This is a genomic window from Cellulosimicrobium sp. CpK407 (genome assembly GCF_051844275.1).
Classification (GTDB): domain Bacteria; phylum Actinomycetota; class Actinomycetes; order Actinomycetales; family Cellulomonadaceae; genus Cellulosimicrobium; species Cellulosimicrobium cellulans_G.
Genome location: NZ_JBGNYC010000073.1, coordinates 1 through 16,199 on the forward strand (window position 1 = coordinate 1; position 16,199 = coordinate 16,199).

General features: G+C 74.9%; 11 protein-coding genes and 2 pseudogenes. 6 read left to right on the forward strand and 7 right to left on the reverse strand.

What is annotated here, in order from left to right:
- The first annotated feature begins 309 nt into the window (after nucleotides 1-309).
- The 5 genes from nirB to ABWU78_RS19880 all read left to right on the forward strand — a co-directional run bounded on the left by nirB (nucleotide 310) and on the right by ABWU78_RS19880 (nucleotide 6,088).
- Nucleotides 310-2,865 carry a nitrite reductase large subunit NirB gene (nirB, locus tag ABWU78_RS19860; RefSeq protein WP_439159299.1) on the forward strand — a complete coding sequence of 852 codons (2,556 nt, stop codon included), beginning with the start codon at nucleotides 310-312 and terminating at the stop codon, nucleotides 2,863-2,865.
- Entirely contained in the window at nucleotides 2,862-3,248 is a 387-nt protein-coding gene (locus tag ABWU78_RS19865; protein ID WP_253049056.1) for a nitrite reductase (NAD(P)H) small subunit, read from the forward strand. The genes nirB and ABWU78_RS19865 overlap by 4 nt, the downstream gene beginning before the upstream one ends.
- A 149-nt stretch (nucleotides 3,249-3,397) precedes the next feature.
- Nucleotides 3,398-4,630: a glycosyltransferase gene (locus tag ABWU78_RS19870; RefSeq protein WP_439159294.1), complete on the forward strand. Its 1,233-nt coding sequence runs from the start codon at nucleotides 3,398-3,400 to the stop codon at nucleotides 4,628-4,630.
- Nucleotides 4,620-5,294: a lysophospholipid acyltransferase family protein gene (locus ABWU78_RS19875; RefSeq protein WP_439159295.1), complete on the forward strand. Its 675-nt coding sequence runs from the start codon at nucleotides 4,620-4,622 to the stop codon at nucleotides 5,292-5,294. The genes ABWU78_RS19870 and ABWU78_RS19875 overlap by 11 nt, the downstream gene beginning before the upstream one ends.
- 71 nt (nucleotides 5,295-5,365) lie before the next feature.
- Entirely contained in the window at nucleotides 5,366-6,088 is a 723-nt protein-coding gene (locus ABWU78_RS19880) for a lysoplasmalogenase (RefSeq protein WP_253049067.1), read from the forward strand.
- 42 nt (nucleotides 6,089-6,130) lie between these two features.
- Here ABWU78_RS19880 and ABWU78_RS19885 read toward each other — a convergent pair whose 3' ends face one another.
- The 7 genes and pseudogenes from ABWU78_RS19885 to ABWU78_RS19915 all read right to left on the reverse strand — a co-directional run bounded on the left by ABWU78_RS19885 (nucleotide 6,131) and on the right by ABWU78_RS19915 (nucleotide 13,184).
- Nucleotides 6,131-6,700, reverse strand: coding sequence for a sugar O-acetyltransferase (locus ABWU78_RS19885; protein ID WP_353709397.1), 570 nt, complete (start codon nucleotides 6,698-6,700; stop codon nucleotides 6,131-6,133).
- A 9-nt stretch (nucleotides 6,701-6,709) separates the two neighbouring features.
- Nucleotides 6,710-7,588: a helix-turn-helix transcriptional regulator gene (locus ABWU78_RS19890; protein WP_353709396.1), complete on the reverse strand. Its 879-nt coding sequence runs from the start codon at nucleotides 7,586-7,588 to the stop codon at nucleotides 6,710-6,712.
- 86 nt (nucleotides 7,589-7,674) lie between these two features.
- Entirely contained in the window at nucleotides 7,675-8,082 is a 408-nt protein-coding gene (locus tag ABWU78_RS19895; RefSeq protein ID WP_353709395.1) for a (R)-mandelonitrile lyase, read from the reverse strand.
- A gap of 48 nt (nucleotides 8,083-8,130) precedes the next feature.
- Nucleotides 8,131-8,721: pseudogene (locus ABWU78_RS19900) on the reverse strand (zinc-binding dehydrogenase); the annotation flags it as partial.
- Nucleotides 8,722-8,778: 57 nt separating this feature from the next.
- A pseudogene (locus ABWU78_RS19905) lies at nucleotides 8,779-9,318 on the reverse strand (alcohol dehydrogenase catalytic domain-containing protein); the annotation flags it as partial.
- On the reverse strand, nucleotides 9,311-10,633 hold the full coding sequence (locus ABWU78_RS19910; protein WP_439159296.1) for a PP2C family protein-serine/threonine phosphatase: 1,323 nt from the start codon (nucleotides 10,631-10,633) through the stop codon (nucleotides 9,311-9,313). The pseudogene ABWU78_RS19905 and the gene ABWU78_RS19910, both read right to left, overlap by 8 nt.
- Before the next feature lie 100 nt (nucleotides 10,634-10,733).
- Nucleotides 10,734-13,184, reverse strand: a complete 2,451-nt coding sequence (locus ABWU78_RS19915) for a DNA gyrase/topoisomerase IV subunit A (RefSeq protein ID WP_439159297.1) — start codon at nucleotides 13,182-13,184, stop codon at nucleotides 10,734-10,736.
- 215 nt (nucleotides 13,185-13,399) lie between these two features.
- On the opposite strand from ABWU78_RS19915, the gene ABWU78_RS19920 reads away from it, so the two are divergent.
- Nucleotides 13,400-16,199: bifunctional acetate--CoA ligase family protein/GNAT family N-acetyltransferase (locus tag ABWU78_RS19920; RefSeq protein ID WP_439159298.1), on the forward strand; the 2,800-nt coding region annotated here is incomplete at its 3' end.

Sequence of the window (16,199 nt, forward strand, 5' to 3'; positions counted from 1 at the left end):
CCCCCAACCCCCCCCCCCCCCCCCTCTTGGGCCCCCGGCGTCGTGCCGTCCCGACCGCACCGGGGCAGCACGCGATGGCCTTCGATGGGGGTAGTGAGGACCTTGGTCCCAGACGGCTGATGTGGTCGGACCACCTCCCCTAGGGTCGGGAGCAGGGTTCCGGTCGCACACCGACCGGGACCTCGACGCAGCCCCCGCCTCTCGAAAGTGCTCCCCGTGGCCCCCCTCTCTCACGCCCCGTCGGACGCGGACGCGCCCGCCGCAGGCGGTCCCCTGGACGGCGACCGGATCGTCGTGGTCGGCGCCGGCATGACGGCCCACCGCCTGGTCGCGGGCCTGCGCTCGCGCGACCCCGAGGGCGGCTGGTCGCTCACGGTGATCGGCGACGAGCCGCACGAGCCGTACGACCGCGTGCACCTGTCGGAGTGGTTCGACACGCGCGACGCCCCGGCGCTCACGCTCGACGGCGCCGTGTGGGACGACCCGCGCGTCACGCTCGTCACGGGCGACGCGGTCGCGTCGCTCGACCGCACGGCGGGCGTCGTGACGACGCGTTCGGGCCGCCAGGTCCACTACGACCGCGCCGTGCTCGCGACGGGATCGTGGGCGTGGACGCCGCGCGCGGAGGGCACGGACCTGCCTGGGCTGTTCACCTACCGCACGCTGGACGACGTCGAGCGGCTGGCGGAGTGGGTGCGCCTGCGCGAGCGGACGCTGGGCCGGGCGGTGCGCGGCGTCGTCGTCGGCGGTGGCGTGCTGGGTCTCGAGGCCGCGGCGGCGCTCCAGCGGCTGGGTGCCGAGGCCACGGTCGTGGAGTTCGCCGACCGCCTCATGAGCGTCCAGCTCGACCAGGGCGGCGGTGAGATGCTGCGCCTGCTGATCGAGGACCTCGGCGTCTCGGTGCGCACGGGCGCGGGCGCCCACCGGTTCCTGCCCGCGGGCGACGGGTCCGTGGGGTCCGTCGAGCTGACCGACGGGTCCGCCCTGCCGACCGACGTCGTCGTCTTCTCCGTGGGCATCCGCCCGCGCGACCGCGTGGCGCGCGAGGCCGGCCTGGCCATCGGCGAGCGTGGCGGCGTCGTCGTCGGCGAGGCGTGCCAGACTTCCGACCCGGGCGTGTGGGCGATCGGCGAGTGCGCGTCGGTCGACGGCGTGTGCGCGGGCCTGGTCGCGCCGGGGAACGACATGGCGGACGTCGTCGTCGACCGCTTCCTGGGCGGCGAGCGCGTGCACCGCCGCGCCGACGACGGCACCAAGCTCAAGGGCGTGGGCGTCGAGGCCGCGTCGTTCGGCGACGTGAACGCCGTGAGCGCGGGCGCGCTCGAGGTGTCGTTCGTCGACCCGATCCACCGCCGCTACCGCAAGCTCGTGCTCTCGGACGACGCGACGACGCTGCTCGGCGGCGTGTTCGTCGGCGACATCGAGCTCTACTCCGCGCTGCGGCCCCTGCTCGGTCGCCCGCTCGGCGCCGACCCCGCCGCCGTCATCGCGCCCGACGGCGAGGGCCTGGCCGACACCGAGCTGCCCGACGAGGCCGTCGTCTGCTCGTGCAACAACGTCGACGCCGGGACGGTCCGCTCGGCCGTGACCGAGCACGGGTGCCGGACGATCGGTCAGGTCAAGGAGTGCACGACGGCCGGCACGGTGTGCGGGTCGTGCGTGCCCGCGCTCACCAAGCTGCTGAACGCCGAGCTCTCCCGGGCGGGCGTCACGGTCTCGGACGCGCTGTGCGAGCACTTCGCGATGTCCCGCGCCACGCTGTACCGGCTCGTCCGCGAGGGGGGCCTGCGTACGTTCACCGAGGTCGTCGCGGCGCACGGGACGGGACGCGGGTGCGCCGTCTGCCGCCCGACGGTCGCGTCGATCCTCTCGACGCTGCGTCGCGGGCACGTCCTGGAGGGCGAGCAGGCCGCGCTGCAGGACACCAACGACCACGTCATGGCGAACCTGCAGAAGAACGGCACGTACTCGGTGATCCCGCGGATGCCCGGGGGAGAGGTGCGCGCCGACCAGCTCCTGGAGTTCGCGAAGGTCGCCGACGACTTCGGGCTCTACGTGCGCGTCACCGGCGGCCAGCGGCTCGCGATGTTCGGCGCGCGGCTCGACCAGCTCCCGGAGATCTGGCGGCGCCTGACGGCCGTCGGCTTCGAGTCCGGGCACGCGTACGGCAAGTCCCTGCGCACGGTGAAGACGTGCGTCGGGCGCACGTGGTGCCGGTTCGGCGTGCAGGACTCGTCGGCGATGGCGGTCCGGCTCGAGCTGCGCTACCGCGGGCTGCGCTCGCCGCACAAGATCAAGCTCGGCGTCTCCGGCTGCGCGCGCGAGTGCGCCGAGGCGCGCGGCAAGGACGTCGGCATCATCGCCACGCACAAGGGCTGGAACCTCTACGTCGGCGGCAACGGCGGGGCCCAGCCGGCGCACGCCCGGCTCCTCGCCGAGGACCTCGACGACGAGACGCTGGTCCGCTACGTCGACCGGTTCCTCATGCTCTACGTCCAGGAGGCCGACCGCCTGCAGCGCACGGCGCCGTGGGTCGCGGAGCGCGCGGGCGGGCTGGAGGAGCTGCGGCGCGTCGTCGTCGAGGACTCGCTCGGGATCGCGGACCAGCTCGAGGCCGCGATGGCCGAGCACGTGCGCGACTACGAGGACGAGTGGGGCGCGACGCTCGCCGACCCGGCCAAGCTGCGCAAGTTCACGCCGTTCGTCAACGCGCCCGAGGCGATCGACGGCGACCTCGCGTTCGTCCCCGAGCGCGGCCAGGTCCGTCCCGCGGACGAGGGCGACGCCGACGCCTACCCCGACCCGCGCGCCGCGCGCGACGTCGCGCTCGCCGCGGCCCGTGCCGAGCTGGAGGACGCCCGATGAGCACGTTCGTCGACATCTGCGCGCTCGACGACCTCGACCCCGAGCGGGGGGTCGGCGCGCTCCTGGGCGACACCCAGGTCGCCGTCTTCCGGCTCGCCGACGGCACCGTGCGCGCCGTCCAGCAGCGCGACCCGTACTCGGGCGCCAACGTCATGTCGCGCGGCCTCGTCGGCACGCACCGCGTGACCGGCGACGACGGCGAGGAGCGCGACGTCGACACCGTCACCACCCCCATGCTCAAGCAGGTGTGGGACGTCGACACCGGCGAGGTGCTCGACGCCGGGGGCAAGGACCGCAGGCCGTTGACGGTCTTCGCGGCGCACGTGCGCGACGGTCGCGTCCTGGTCGCCGACGCGCCCGGGGCGTCCGCGCCCTCGCCCTGACCGGCGGGCACGCGCGCGGAAGGTCGCCCCGCGAGCACGGCACGACACGCGCCCGGCGGTCCGGCCCAGGCCACGGGTGATCCCCTAGCCTGACGGCATCCCCGTCAGCAGGCGCGGACCACGCGCCGCGCGTCGCAAGGGAGCCGCGGGTGCGCGTCCTGCTCGTCATCGACCAGTTCGAGGATCCCACCAACGGGACCACGATCTCGGCCCGCCGCTTCGCGGTCGCCCTCCGCGAGCGCGGCCACGAGGTGCGCGTCGCGTGCTGCCGCGGCGCCGTCCGCCCGGGGGATGCCGCCCACGAGACCTCGGCGGACGACGTCGTGCACTACCGGCTCGAAGCGCTCGGCGTCCCGGGCTTCAACCGGGTGATCGCTGGCCAGGGGTGGGTGCTCGCCCAGCCCGACGACGACGTGCTGCGCGACGCCCTGGGATGGGCCGACGTCGCGCACGTCATGTCACCGTTCTGGCTCGGCTCCCGGGCCAAGCGGCTCGCCGACGCGCTCGGCGTCCCGTCCACCGCCGCGTTCCACGTGCAGCCGGAGAACGTCACCTACAGCCTCGGCCTGGGGCGGGTCGCCCCGCTGAACGACCTCGTGTACGCGGTGTTCCGCCCGTTCTACGACCGGTTCGGGCACGTCCACTGCCCCAGCCGGTTCATCGCCGGGGAGCTGCGCGACCACCGGTACCGGGCGGCCCTGCACGTGGTGTCCAACGGCGTCGACCCCGGGTTCGTCCCGCGCACGGTGCCGAAGAGCGCCGACCTGGCGGGCCGGTTCGTCATCACCATGACCGGGCGGCTCTCGCGCGAGAAGCGGCAGGACGTGCTCCTCGACGCCGTCGGCCGGTCCCGGCACGCCGACCGCATCCAGCTCGTGCTCGCCGGGCGCGGTCCGCTCGCGGAGAGGTACGCCCAGCAGGGCGCGAGCCTGCCGCACCCGCCGCGGATCGGCTTCCTCGCCCAGGACTCGCTGCGGGACGTGCTGGCCATGAGCGACCTGTACGTGCACGCCGCCGACGCGGAGATCGAGGCGCTCGGCTGCCTCGAGGCCGTCGCCACCGGCCTCGTCCCGGTGATCTCCGACTCCCGTGCGTCGGCGACCGGGCAGTTCGCGCTCGACGAGCGCAGCCTCTTCCGTGCCGGGGACGCCGCAGACCTCGCGCGCGCGATCGACTACTGGATCGAGCACGACGAGGAGAGGACCCGCATGGGTGCGGCGTACGCGGCGGTCGGCCGGGAGCACGCGCTCGACGTGTGCGTCCCGCAGATCGAGGAGATGCTGCGCCAGGCCGTTCTCGAGGGAGGCGGCGCGGTCGACCCCGCGCCGGTCGACCGGGACGACGCCGCGGGCCGGGCGCCGGGGCGCTCGCATGAGCGCTGACCGCGGTCACGGGTCGGCGGCGCCGCGGCTCTGGAGCCGGTTCGACGCGGTCTTCTTCGACGTCGCGATGGCCGTCGTGCGGTGGTACGGGTACGTCGTCCACGGGCTCCGGGTCACGGGGCGCGAGAACCTCGCCGACGAGCGCGGTGGGGTCGTCACGGTCGCCAACCACGTGCACTACCTGGACGGCCCGTGGGTCGCCGGACAGCTCCGCGGCCGGCGCGCCGCCGTCGTCTCGCAGCCCTCGAACTTCCACCTGCCCGTGGCGGGCGTCCTGGTCAGCCACCTGCTCGCCGTCCCGCTGCCCCGCGGGCCGGGAGAGCTCTCCGCGTTCGAGGCGCGACTGCGGCGGACCGTCGACGCCGGCCAGGGCGTCCACTTCTTCCCCGAGGGCGCGCTGGTCATGTACGACACGACGCTGCGGCCGTTCCGGCGCGGCGCGTTCGTGTACGCCTGCCGGCTGGGCGTGCCCGTCGTGCCGATGGTCTTCACCTACGGCCGCCGGCCGTGGTGGCGTCCCCGGCCGCCGATCCGCCTGACGATCCTCCCGGCCGAGCATCCCCGCGGCGCCGCTCCCGCCGACATCGCCGAGCTCCTCGCCCGCTGCCGGGCGGCAATGGAGTCGGTCGTCGCAGGGGCTCCCGACGACGTCGCCCGGCGGTGAGGACTCCCGGGCCTACAATCGCTCGTCCCGGCAACGGTGCCGGCAGCACCACCGAAGGAGTCCCGACACCCATGCTCGCCGCGTGGGGCGCGCTCGCCCTGCTCACCCTCGTCCACCTCGCCGCGCAGCTCGCGGGCGCCTCGACGCTCGCCGACGCGTCGCAGTGGTTCCTCATGCCCCTCCTCGCGGCCTGCCTGTGGCTCGCCACGCGACGACGCGACGGCGGACGACGCGACGGCGACGGCCCGGGCCGGCGCTCGCGGCTGGTCCGGCTCACGCTCGTCGCGCTGGGCTTCTCGTGGCTCGGCGACACGGCCCCCGACCTCGCCGACGGCGACACGGCGTTCCTCGTCATGGTCGGGTTCTTCCTGTGCGCCCAGGTGACGTACGCACTCGCGTTCTGGCCCTTCCGCGCGGGGTCGGTGCTGCGTCGCCCGCTCGCGCTCGCGCCGTACCTGCTCGCCTTCGTCGCACTCGTCGTCGCGTGCGCGCCCGGTGCCGGGTCGCTGCTCGTCCCGGTCGTCGTGTACGGCGCGTGCCTCGTGCTGATGGCCGTGACGGCGACGGGCGTCGACCGCCTCGCGGCCGTCGGCGGGGCGGTGTTCCTCGTGTCCGACGCGCTCATCGCCCTCAACGCGTTCGCGCCGTGGTACGCCCTTCCTGCGCACGGCTTCTGGGTGATGCTCACCTACGTCGTCGGGCAGGTGCTCCTCGTCCTCGGCGTGCTGCGCCGGGAGCGCGCCACGCCGGCCCCCGTCGAGGAGAAGGGCGGCGCCGCGTGGGCATCGACGTGACGCTCGCCGGTGCCCGCTGATCCGGTTGCCGCTGATCCGACCTCAGGCGTCGAGCGAGCGGACGACGCGCGCGGGCGTGCCGACGACGACGGTGCGTGCGGGGACGTCCCGGGTGACGACGGAGCCGGCCCCGACGACGGCGTCGTCCCCGATCGTCACCCCGGGAAGGACGGTCACGTTGGCGCCGAGCCACACGTTGCGGCCGAGGACCACGGGCGCGGGGTGCATGTCGGCGCGCCGGGCCGGGTCGAGGTCGTGGTTGAGCGTCGTGAGGACGGCGTTGTGCCCGATGAGGCAGCCGTCCCCGACGGTGATGCCGCCCTGGTCCTGGAATCGGCAGCCGGAGTTGAGGAAGACGTCCCGGCCGAGGGTGATGTTCTTGCCGAAGTCGGCCGTGAACGGCGGGAAGAGGGTCACGGACTCGTGCACGGGCCTGCCCGTCAGCTCCGCGAGGAGCTCGCGGACGCGCTCGGGCGAGCGGTACGCGCCGTTGAGCTCGCCGGCGATGCGCAGCGCCTCCTGGCTGGTGCGGTGCATGACGGCGTGCAGCGGCGAGCCGCCGGGGATCGTCCGCCCGGCGTCGAGCTCGGCCAGCAGGTCGTCCAGGTCCATGGGTTCCTCTCAGTCGGTGCGCGACGGCGCGGTGGCCGGGGCCTCGGCGGCCGCCCAGGACGCGAGCAGGCGCAGCGACTCCTCGGTCGGGGAGCCGGGGGTCGCGGTGTACACGGTCATGCCGAGCCCGGGGTCGCCGTGGAGCTCGAGCGTCTGGTAGTGCAGCTCGAGGTCCCCGACGACGGGGTGGCGGAACGTCTTCTGCCCGGCGTAGTGCCGGCGCACGTCGTGGGACGCCCACAGCTCGCGGAACCGCTCGCTCCGCGTCGAGAGCTCGCCCACGAGGGCCTGGAGGCGCCGGTCGTGCGGGCTGCGGCCGGCCTCGCGGCGCAGGATCGTGACGTTCGTCCACGCCGCGCGGTCCCAGTCGGGGTAGAAGTCGTGCGACGCGGGGTCGAGGAAGATGTGCCGCGAGAAGTTCGCCGGGCGCGCGGAGCCCGCGGTCATCGGCGCGTACATCGCGTACCCGAGCGCGTTGGCCGCGACGAGGTCCATGCGGTTGTTCTGGATGAACGCGGGCGCCGTCGTGATCGCGTCGAGCAGGTACTGCAGCTCGGGGCGTACCGGGGTGTCGCCGTGGCCGCGCTGCGGGCGGGCGCCGACGGGGTTCGCGGTGCGCGCGAGGTCGAGCAGGTGCTCGCGCTCGGCCGCGTCGAGGAGCAGGGCACGCGCCACCGACTCGAGCACGACGTCGGACACGCCCCGCAGGTTTCCGCGCTCGAGCCGCGTGTAGTAGTCCACGCTCACGCCGGCGAGCCGGGCGACCTCGTCGCGGCGCAGCCCCGCGACGCGGCGACGGCCGCCGAACGTCTCGATGCCGGCCTGCTCGGGGGTCACCCGGGCCCGGCGGCTCATGAGGAACTCGCGCACCTCGGAACGGTTGTCCATGGCCTCCACGTCTTTCACGGTACGTCGGGACGACGGCGGGCCGCGCGGGCGGGAGTGCCGTGGCCTCCCACCCGCGCGGGGGCACGTCAGCCCGGGTACTCCTCGGGGGCGAGGAGGTCGCCCCACGTCGTCTCGGGCTCGTCGACGCCGGGCGCGGGCGCCTCCCACAGCGCGAGATGGCACAGGAAGCTGTCACCGCTCGCGCCGTGCCAGTGCCACTCGCCCGGGGGCGTGTAGACGGTGTCGCCCGGCCGGAGCTCGACGACCTCCTCGCCCCGCGACTGCACGTAGCCGAACCCCTCGGTGACGTGCAGCGTCTGCCCGACGGCGTGCCGGTGCCACGCGGTGTGCGCGCCGGGGGCGAAGCGGACGAGGTTCAGGCGCGCCCGCGACGGCTCCGTGCCCGCGTAGTAGGAGTTGAACCAGACGTCACCGGTGAACCACGAGGCGGGTCCCTTCACGGTCGGCGTCGTCGGCTGCCTCTCGGTGCTCATGTCTCTCCTCCTGTCAGGACGTCGTTCAGAACGCTGTCAGGACGTCGTTCAGAACGCGACGAGCGTCTTGAGGGACTCGCGGCGGTCCATCGCGGCGTAACCCTCGGCGATGTCGTCGATCGCGACGGTCTTGTCGAACACCCGGCCGGGGTCGATCTCCCCGCGGAGCACCTGCGGGATCGCGTCCTCGAGGTACGCGCGGACGGGTGCGGGCCCGCCGGTGAGCGTGATGTTGCGGCCGAAGAGCGAGCCGAACCCGACCGGTGCGTCCTCGTACTGCGGGACGCCGACGCGGCTGATCACGCCCCCCGCGCGCACGACGCCGTAGGACTGCTCGTAGGCGGGCATGTGCCCGACGGCCTCCAGCACGACGTGGCTGCCCAGGCCGCCGGTGAGGTCACGGACCAGCTGGATCCCCTCGGCGCCCCGCTCGGCGACGACGTCGGTCGCGCCCCACTCGCGCCCCAGGTCGGTCCGCGACGTGTGGCGGCCCATGAGGATGATGCGCTCGGCGCCCATCTGCCGTGCGGCGAGCACGGCGGACAGCCCGACGGCGCCGTCGCCGATGACGGTGACGGTCGTCTGCGCGGAGACGCGCGCCATGTGCGCCGCGTGGTAGCCGGTGAGGTACACGTCCGAGAGGGTGAGCAGCGAGGGGAGGAGCGGGCTCGTCTCGTCGACGTCCGGCACGGCGACGAGGCTGCCGTCCGCGAGCGGGATGCGCGCGAGCTCGGCCTGCTGGCCACCCACGTCGCCGGGGTTGCCGTAGAACCCGCCGTGCGGGCACGCGGTCTGGAAGCCGTCGCGGCACACGGGGCACGTGTTGTCCGACCACGCGAACGGCGCGATCACGAGGTCGCCCGCGCGGACGGTCGTGACGGCAGAACCGGTCTCCTCCACGATGCCGAGGAGCTCGTGCCCGATCGGGACGCCTTGGTCGGTGTGCGGCATGGAACGGTAGGGGTGCAGGTCGGACCCGCACACGCACGCGCGCACCGCGCGCACGATCGCGTCGGTCGGCTCGACGATCGTCGGGTCGGGGCGGGTCTCGACGCGGACGTCGCGCGCGCCGTAGATGACGGTGGCCTTCAAGGAGCTCTCCGTTGCCGGTGGGGAACTGGGTGCGATCACCATTCGACACCGGGTGCGCGTACTCCTGGGAGTCCCGCTCCTACAGGGTTCTGGCAGTACCTCCCACGACCGGATCGGTGCAGCGACCGGGGGACGGTCAGACATCGGGCCCGGTGGAAGGCTCCCCGTCGTCGACGTGCACCATGACGAGGGCGACGTCGTCCTGGGCGCCGTGGGGGACGAGCTCCGCGAGGAGCGCGTCCAGCAGTTCCTCGGGGGCCACGTCGCCGAGCCCCTCGACCCGGCCCGGGAGCTCGTCGAGCACCTCGCGCAACGACCGGTCCCGGCGCTCGACGAGCCCGTCGGTGTAGAGCAGGAGCGTGTCGCCCGGGTCGAGCGACGCCTCGTGCTCGGTGCGCGGGCCGCCCAGCCCGACGCCGAGCATGGGCGACGGGCGCGCCGTGAGCAGGTGCGCGGTCCCGTCCGCGCGGCGCACGACCGGCGGGACGTGCCCGGCGCTCGCCCAGCGGACCGCGCGCCGTCCGGCAGGTCCGGGGGCGCCGATGCGCGCGACGGCGACCGTCGCCAGCGCCTGGAGGCCGAGCCCCTCGGCGGTCTGCTCGGCGGCGTCGAGCGCGGTGGCAGGGCCGGCGTCGGTCGCGAAGGCGACGGAGCGGAGGACGCCGCGCAGGTGGCCCATGTGGGCCGCGGCGGCGACGTCGTGCCCGGTCACGTCGCCGACGACGACGGTCGTCTCGCCGTCGGGGTGCACGAACGCGTCGTACCAGTCGCCGCCGACGTGCACCTCGGGGACCGCCGGCCGGTAGCGCACGTCGATCGCCAGCCCCGGGATGTCGGGGGGCGGGGTGAGGATCGAGTCCTGGATCGCGAGCGACGCGCTCCGCTCGCGCGTGATCACCTCGGCGTAGCGGTCGACCGACGAGCCGAGGAGCAGCGCGCGGTCGACGAGCGACATCGCGTCCGGGCAGTCGCTCACCTCGCCCCGGCCGGTGTCGGGCGCCGCGGGGCCGCGCGCGAGCACGACGCTCGTCACGTCCTCGGCGCGGTGCACGACGGCCGACACCCGACCGCCCGCGTCCAGGACGGGGAGGTTGGTCGTGATCCACCACCGCTCGGCCCACCCGCCGTCGGGGCGGCGGAGGTCGTACCTGTGCGGCCCGATCATCTCGAGGCGGCCCGTGCGTGCGACCCTCTCGAGCGACCGGACGACCCGTTCGACGGAGCTGCCGTCGGGGCCGTGAGCGGGGAACACGTCGAGGTAGTGGCGGCCGACGACGGCGCTCGCGGGCACGTCGATCGTGCGCAGCAGCGACTCGTTGGCGTCGAGCACCGTGAGGTCCGGGGAGAGCACGGCCTTGGGCGCCGTGAGGACCGCGAAGACGGCGTGATAGTCGACGGGGCCGGCGGCCCCGTCCGCGTCGCGAGGCGTCCGGACGGCGCCCCCCTGGTTCCCTGCCACACCACGAGCCTGCGCCTCTCGCGGGCACTCGCAAGGGCGAGCGACCTCGACGCCTGCTCGGGGCGCCCGGGCGTTCCCCCAGGGGGCCGTCGTCCGCGAGCTACCCGACGGCCGTGACCGGCGAGGCGAGCGGCGTGCCGGACCCGTCGCGGCGCTGGTCGACCTCCGGCAGGTCGACGGCCTGGCCGCCGGAGCCCGTGGCACGGGCGGGACCCTGCCCGACCCACGCGAGGATCAGCGCGTCCTCGCCCTTGAGGAACCGCTGTGCCCGGACGCCGCCGGTGCCGCGGCCCTTGCCGGGGTAGAGCTCGTACGGCGTGACCTTGCCGGCCCCGGTCTGGGTGCCCGCGAGGGCGCCTGACGACCCGGCGACGGTGACGACGACCCCGAGGTCGCGCACGTCAGCCGGCACGACGCCGAAGAACGCGACCCGGTGGCCGTCCGCGAGCCGGATGCCGGCCATGCCGCCGGCCGCGCGCCCCTGGGGCCGCACCGCGGACGCGTCGAAGTGCAGCAGCGACGCGTCGGTGCTGACGAACACGACCTCGTCCGCGTCGGTCGCGGGCGCTGCCCCGACGACGGTGTCGCCGTCCTTGAGGCCGATGACCTCCCAGTCGTCGCGGTTGCTCGGCACGTCGCCGGGGGCGACGCGCTTGACGACGCCCTGTGCGGTGCCGAGGGCGAGCGGGGGAGCGTCGGGGTCGAGCGACGCGATCGTCACGGCCTCCTCGCCGGGCGCGAGCGCGACGACCTCGCTGAGCGGCACGCCGCCGGACAGGCTCGGCGCGTTGTCGGTCGGTGGCAGCGCGGGCAGGTCGAGCACGGAGACGCGGACCATCCGCCCGCGGCTCGTGACGAGCCCGACCTCACCGCGCGCCGTCGTGCGGACGGCGGCGCGCAGCACGTCGTGGGCGGCGCGCGGGCCGGAGCGCGCCGGCTCCGTCTCGTCGCTCGTGCGGGCCAGCAGACCGGTGGCGGAGAACAGCGCCCAGCAGGGCGTGTCTGCCACCTCGAGCGGGACGGCCGCGGTCGTGGTCGGCGCGGCGCCGGCCGACTCCAGGAGGATGGTGCGGCGCGGGGTGCCGTACGTCTTGGCGACGTCCGCCATCTCTGCCGACACGACGGCGCGCAGCTTCGCGTCGCTCCCGAGGATCTCCTGGAGCTCCTCGATCTCGCGGCGCAGCGTCTCCTGCTCCTTCTCGAGCTCGATGCGCGAGAACTTGGTGAGGCGGCGGAGCTGGAGCTCGAGGATGTACTCCGCCTGCGGCTCGGAGAGGTCGAACACGGTCTGCAGGCGTCCGCGGGCCGTCGCGGCGTCGTCGGACGAGCGGATCACCTGGATGACCTCGTCGATGTCGACGATGGCGATGAGCAGGCCGTCCACGAGGTGGAGCCGCTCGGACCGCTTGCGCAGCCGGTAGGCGGAGCGCCGGCGCACGACGTCGATGCGGTGGTCGACCCAGACCGAGAGCATCTCGCGCAGGCCGAGCGTGCGCGGCTGCCCGTCGACGAGCGCGACGTTGTTCATGCCGAACGAGTCCTCGAGCGGCGTGAACTTGTAGAGCTGCTCCAGCACGGCCTCGGGGTTGAAGCCCGTCTTCACCTCGACGACGATCCGCAGCCCGTGCTCGCGGTCCGTGAGGTCGGTCGCGGCGGTGATGCCCTGGATCTTCTTCGTCTTGACGCCCTCGGCGATCTTCTCGATCACCTTCTCCGGGCCGACGAGGTAGGGCAGCTCGGTGATGACGATGCCCTTGCGGCGCGCGGTGAGGTTCTCCACGCGGGCGGTGGCGCGCGTGCGGAAGGTGCCGCGGCCCGTGCGGTAGGCGTCGCGGACGCCGTCGAGACCGACGATCTTGCCGCCCGTCGGCAGGTCGGGGCCGGGGACGAACCGCATGAGCGCGTCGAGGTCGGCGTCCGGGTGCGCGACGAGGTGGCGTGCCGCGGCGACGACCTCGACGAGGTTGTGCGGCGCCATGTTGGTGGCCATGCCGACCGCGATGCCCGACGCCCCGTTGACGAGCAGGTTGGGGATCGCCGCCGGGAGCACCTCGGGCTGCTGGAGCTTGTTGTCGTAGTTCGGCACGAAGTCGACGACGTCCTCGTCGAGCCCCGCCGTCATCGCGAGCGACGGGGGAGCGAGGCGCGCCTCGGTGTACCGGGAGGCGGCGGGGCCGTCGTCGAGCGTGCCGAAGTTGCCGTGCCCGTCGACGAGCGGGAGGCGCAGCGAGAAGTCCTGCGCGAGGCGCACGAGCGCGTCGTAGATCGCGGCGTCCCCGTGCGGGTGCAGCTTGCCCATGACCTCGCCGACGACGCGCGCCGACTTCACGTGCGCGCGGTCGGGGCGCAGGCCCATGTCGGCCATCATGTAGAGGATGCGGCGCTGGACGGGCTTGAGGCCGTCGCGCGCGTCGGGCAGGGCGCGGGAGTAGATGACGGAGTAGGCGTACTCGAGGAACGACGTCTCCATCTCCGCCTGGACGTCGACGTCGACGATCTTCTCGTTCACCTCGGCCGGGTCGAGCGAGGGGGTCGAGGACTTGCGCGCCATGTGCCTGCGGGCTCCTGCCGTTCGGTGCGCCGCGAGGGCGCGGGATCTGTGCCGGCGTGCGCCGGTGGTGACGTGCTGCGGTCGCGCGCCGCACGCGAGGGTACGCCAACCGTCCGACACGCCGCGTCGCGTCGCCTGTCGAGGGACCATTGTCCTCCCTGGTCGGGCCGGGGTGGCGCAGGCGCACCGCGCCGCCCACCGCATAGCCTGGGGGCGTGAGCGACGGCGGCGCAGCCGGGCGGGGCCCGGACCGGTACCCGGTGGAGTGGGAGGCGGACGTCGTCCTGCGCGACGGGACGACGACGCACGTGCGCCCCATCCGTCCCGAGGACGCCGACGCGCTCCAGCGGTTCCACGTGGGCCAGTCCGAGCGCTCGACGTACCTGCGCTTCTTCGCCCCCATGGAACGGCTCTCGGAGCGCGACCTGGAGCGGTTCACGCGGGTCGACCACGTCGACCGCGTCGCGCTCGTCGCGGTCCGCCCGCGCGAGGACGCGGCCGGACCCGCGGAACCGGCCGGCGAGGAGAGGACCGGCGACGTCGGCGAGGACATCATCGGCGTCGCGCGCTTCGACCGCACGGGCGCGAGCGAGGCCGAGGTCGCCTTCAACATCGCCGACTCGGCCCAGGGCCGGGGGCTCGGCTCCGTGCTGCTCGAGCACGTCGCCGCGGCGGCGCGCGAGCGCGGCGTGCGGCGCTTCACCGCCGAGGTGCTGCCGCAGAACGGCAAGATGCTCGCCGTCTTCCGCGAGGCCGGGTACGACGTGCGCCAGCAGATGGACGACGGGTTCGTCCAGGTGAGCGTCGACCTCGACCCCACGGAACGGTCGCGAGCCGTCATGGCAGACCGCGAGCACCGCGCGGAGGCGCGGAGCATGCAGGGGCTGCTCGGTGCGACGAGCGTCGTGCTCGTGGGTCCGGGCGCGCCGGTCGACGACGGCCAGGACCCCGACGGCGCGCCCCTCGACCGCGTCCTCGCGCACCGCGCCCTGGCCGCGCTCGTGCGCAGCCCCGACGTGACCGTCCACGTGGTGGGTGCCGGCGTGGGCGGGCCCGACGGCGGGGCGGCGCCCCGCACGCACGCGACCCTCGCCGACGTCCCGGGCCCCGTGGACCTCGCGGTCGTGGCGCTGCCGCCCTCGGACGCGATCGAGGCGGTCCGCCAGCTCGCGCGCCTCGAGGTGCGCGGCGTCGTCGTGCTGTCCGCCGGGTTCGCCGAGACCGGGCCGGACGGGCTCGCGCTCCAGCGCGAGCTCCTGCGCGTCGCGCACACGGCGGGGCTCCGCGTCGTCGGGCCCGCGAGCTACGGCCTGCTGCGCACGGGCGAGACCCGCGAGCGGCCCGCGCTCGCGGCGACGCTCGCCGACGACCTGCCGCTGCCCGGCGTCGTGGGCCTGTTCAGCCAGTCGGCGCCCATGGGCGTCACGCTGCTCGCGACCACGGCGCGACGCGGGCTGGGCGTGTCGTCGTTCCTGTCCGCGGGGCACCGGGCCGACGTGTCGGGCAACGACCTCATGCAGTACTGGCAGGACGACGCCGCGACGCAGGTGGTCTGCCTGTACCTCGAGTCGATCGGCAACCCGCGCAAGTTCTCGCGCATCGCGCGCCGCCTCGCGTCGGTCAAGCCCGTCGTGGTCGTCACGGCCGGGCGCTCCGGCCAGGTCGTGCCGCCGGGCCACGCCGTGCGCTCGACCCGTGCGCCCCGCCGCACGCTCGAGGAGATGCTGCGCCAGTCGGGCGTGATCCGGGCCGAGAACACGCACCACATGATCGACATCGCCCAGCTCCTCGCGCACCAGCCGCTCCCGGGAGGGCGCCGCGTCGGCATCCTCGCCAGCTCGGCGTCGCTCGCCGCGCTCGTGGCGGAGGCGTCGTCGTCGGCGGGCCTCGTCGTCGCACGGTCGGACTTCCTGCCCGAGGACGCGTCGTCGGACGAGCTCGCCGCCACGGTCGACGCGCTCTATGCGCCCGACGCGTGCGACGTCGTCGTGGTGGTCCAGGTCCCCGTGGTGCACCCGCGCCGCGAGGAGCTCTCCCGGGCCGTCGCGCGCGCGGCGGCGCGCACGGGCCGCACGACGGTCGCGAGCATGCTCGGGCTCCACGGCCTCACCGACGAGCTCGCGGCCCCGGCGCCCGACGCGTCGGGCGGTGCGTCCGACGTCCTGCTGCGGGTCCCGGCCTACTCCACACCCGAGGACGCGGTCGCCGCGATCGGGGCCGTCGTGCGCTACGCCCGCTGGCGCGAGGCGGACCACGGGACGCCGGTGCGCCCCGCGGGCGTCGACGCGAGCCGCGCCCGCGCCCTCGTCGAGAGCGCCCTGGCGGGCCGGGACGCCGTCGACCTCGACCCCGCGACGACCGCCGAGCTGCTCGCGTGCTACGGCGTCCGCGTGTGGCCCGCCCGCCGCGTCCGGACCGCCGACGAGGCCGTCGCGGCCGCGCGCGAGATCGGCTGGCCCGTCGCGCTCAAGAGCACGGCGGCCGGGCTGCGCCACCGCGCGGACCTCGGCGGCGTGCGCCTCGACATCGCGGACGAGGCGGAGCTGCGGTCCGACGTCGCGCAGATGCGCGAGGCGCTCGCGGCCGTGCTGCCCGGCGCTGCCGACCAGCCGTTCGAGGTGCAGGCGATGGCCGACGCCGGCGTCGCGTGCGTGGTGCGCTCGACGGAGGACCAGCTCTTCGGGCCGGTCGTGTCGTTCGGCCTCGCGGGTGACGCGGTCGACCTCCTGGGCGACGTCGCGTACGGGGTGCCGCCGCTGACCGACGTGGACGTCGCGGCCATGGTGCGCTCGGTGCGGGCGGCCCCGCGGCTCTTCGGGTACATGGGCACGCACGTCGTGGCCACGGCCGCGCTCGAGGACGTCCTGGCGCGGGTGTCCGTGCTCGCGGACGACCTGCCGGAGGTGCGCAGCCTCGAGCTCTACCCCGTCGTCGTGTCCGAGCACGAGGCCGCGGTGCTCAGCGCGCGCGTCACGCTCGCGGACGCCCAGCGCGCCGACGCGCTGCGCCGCGCGC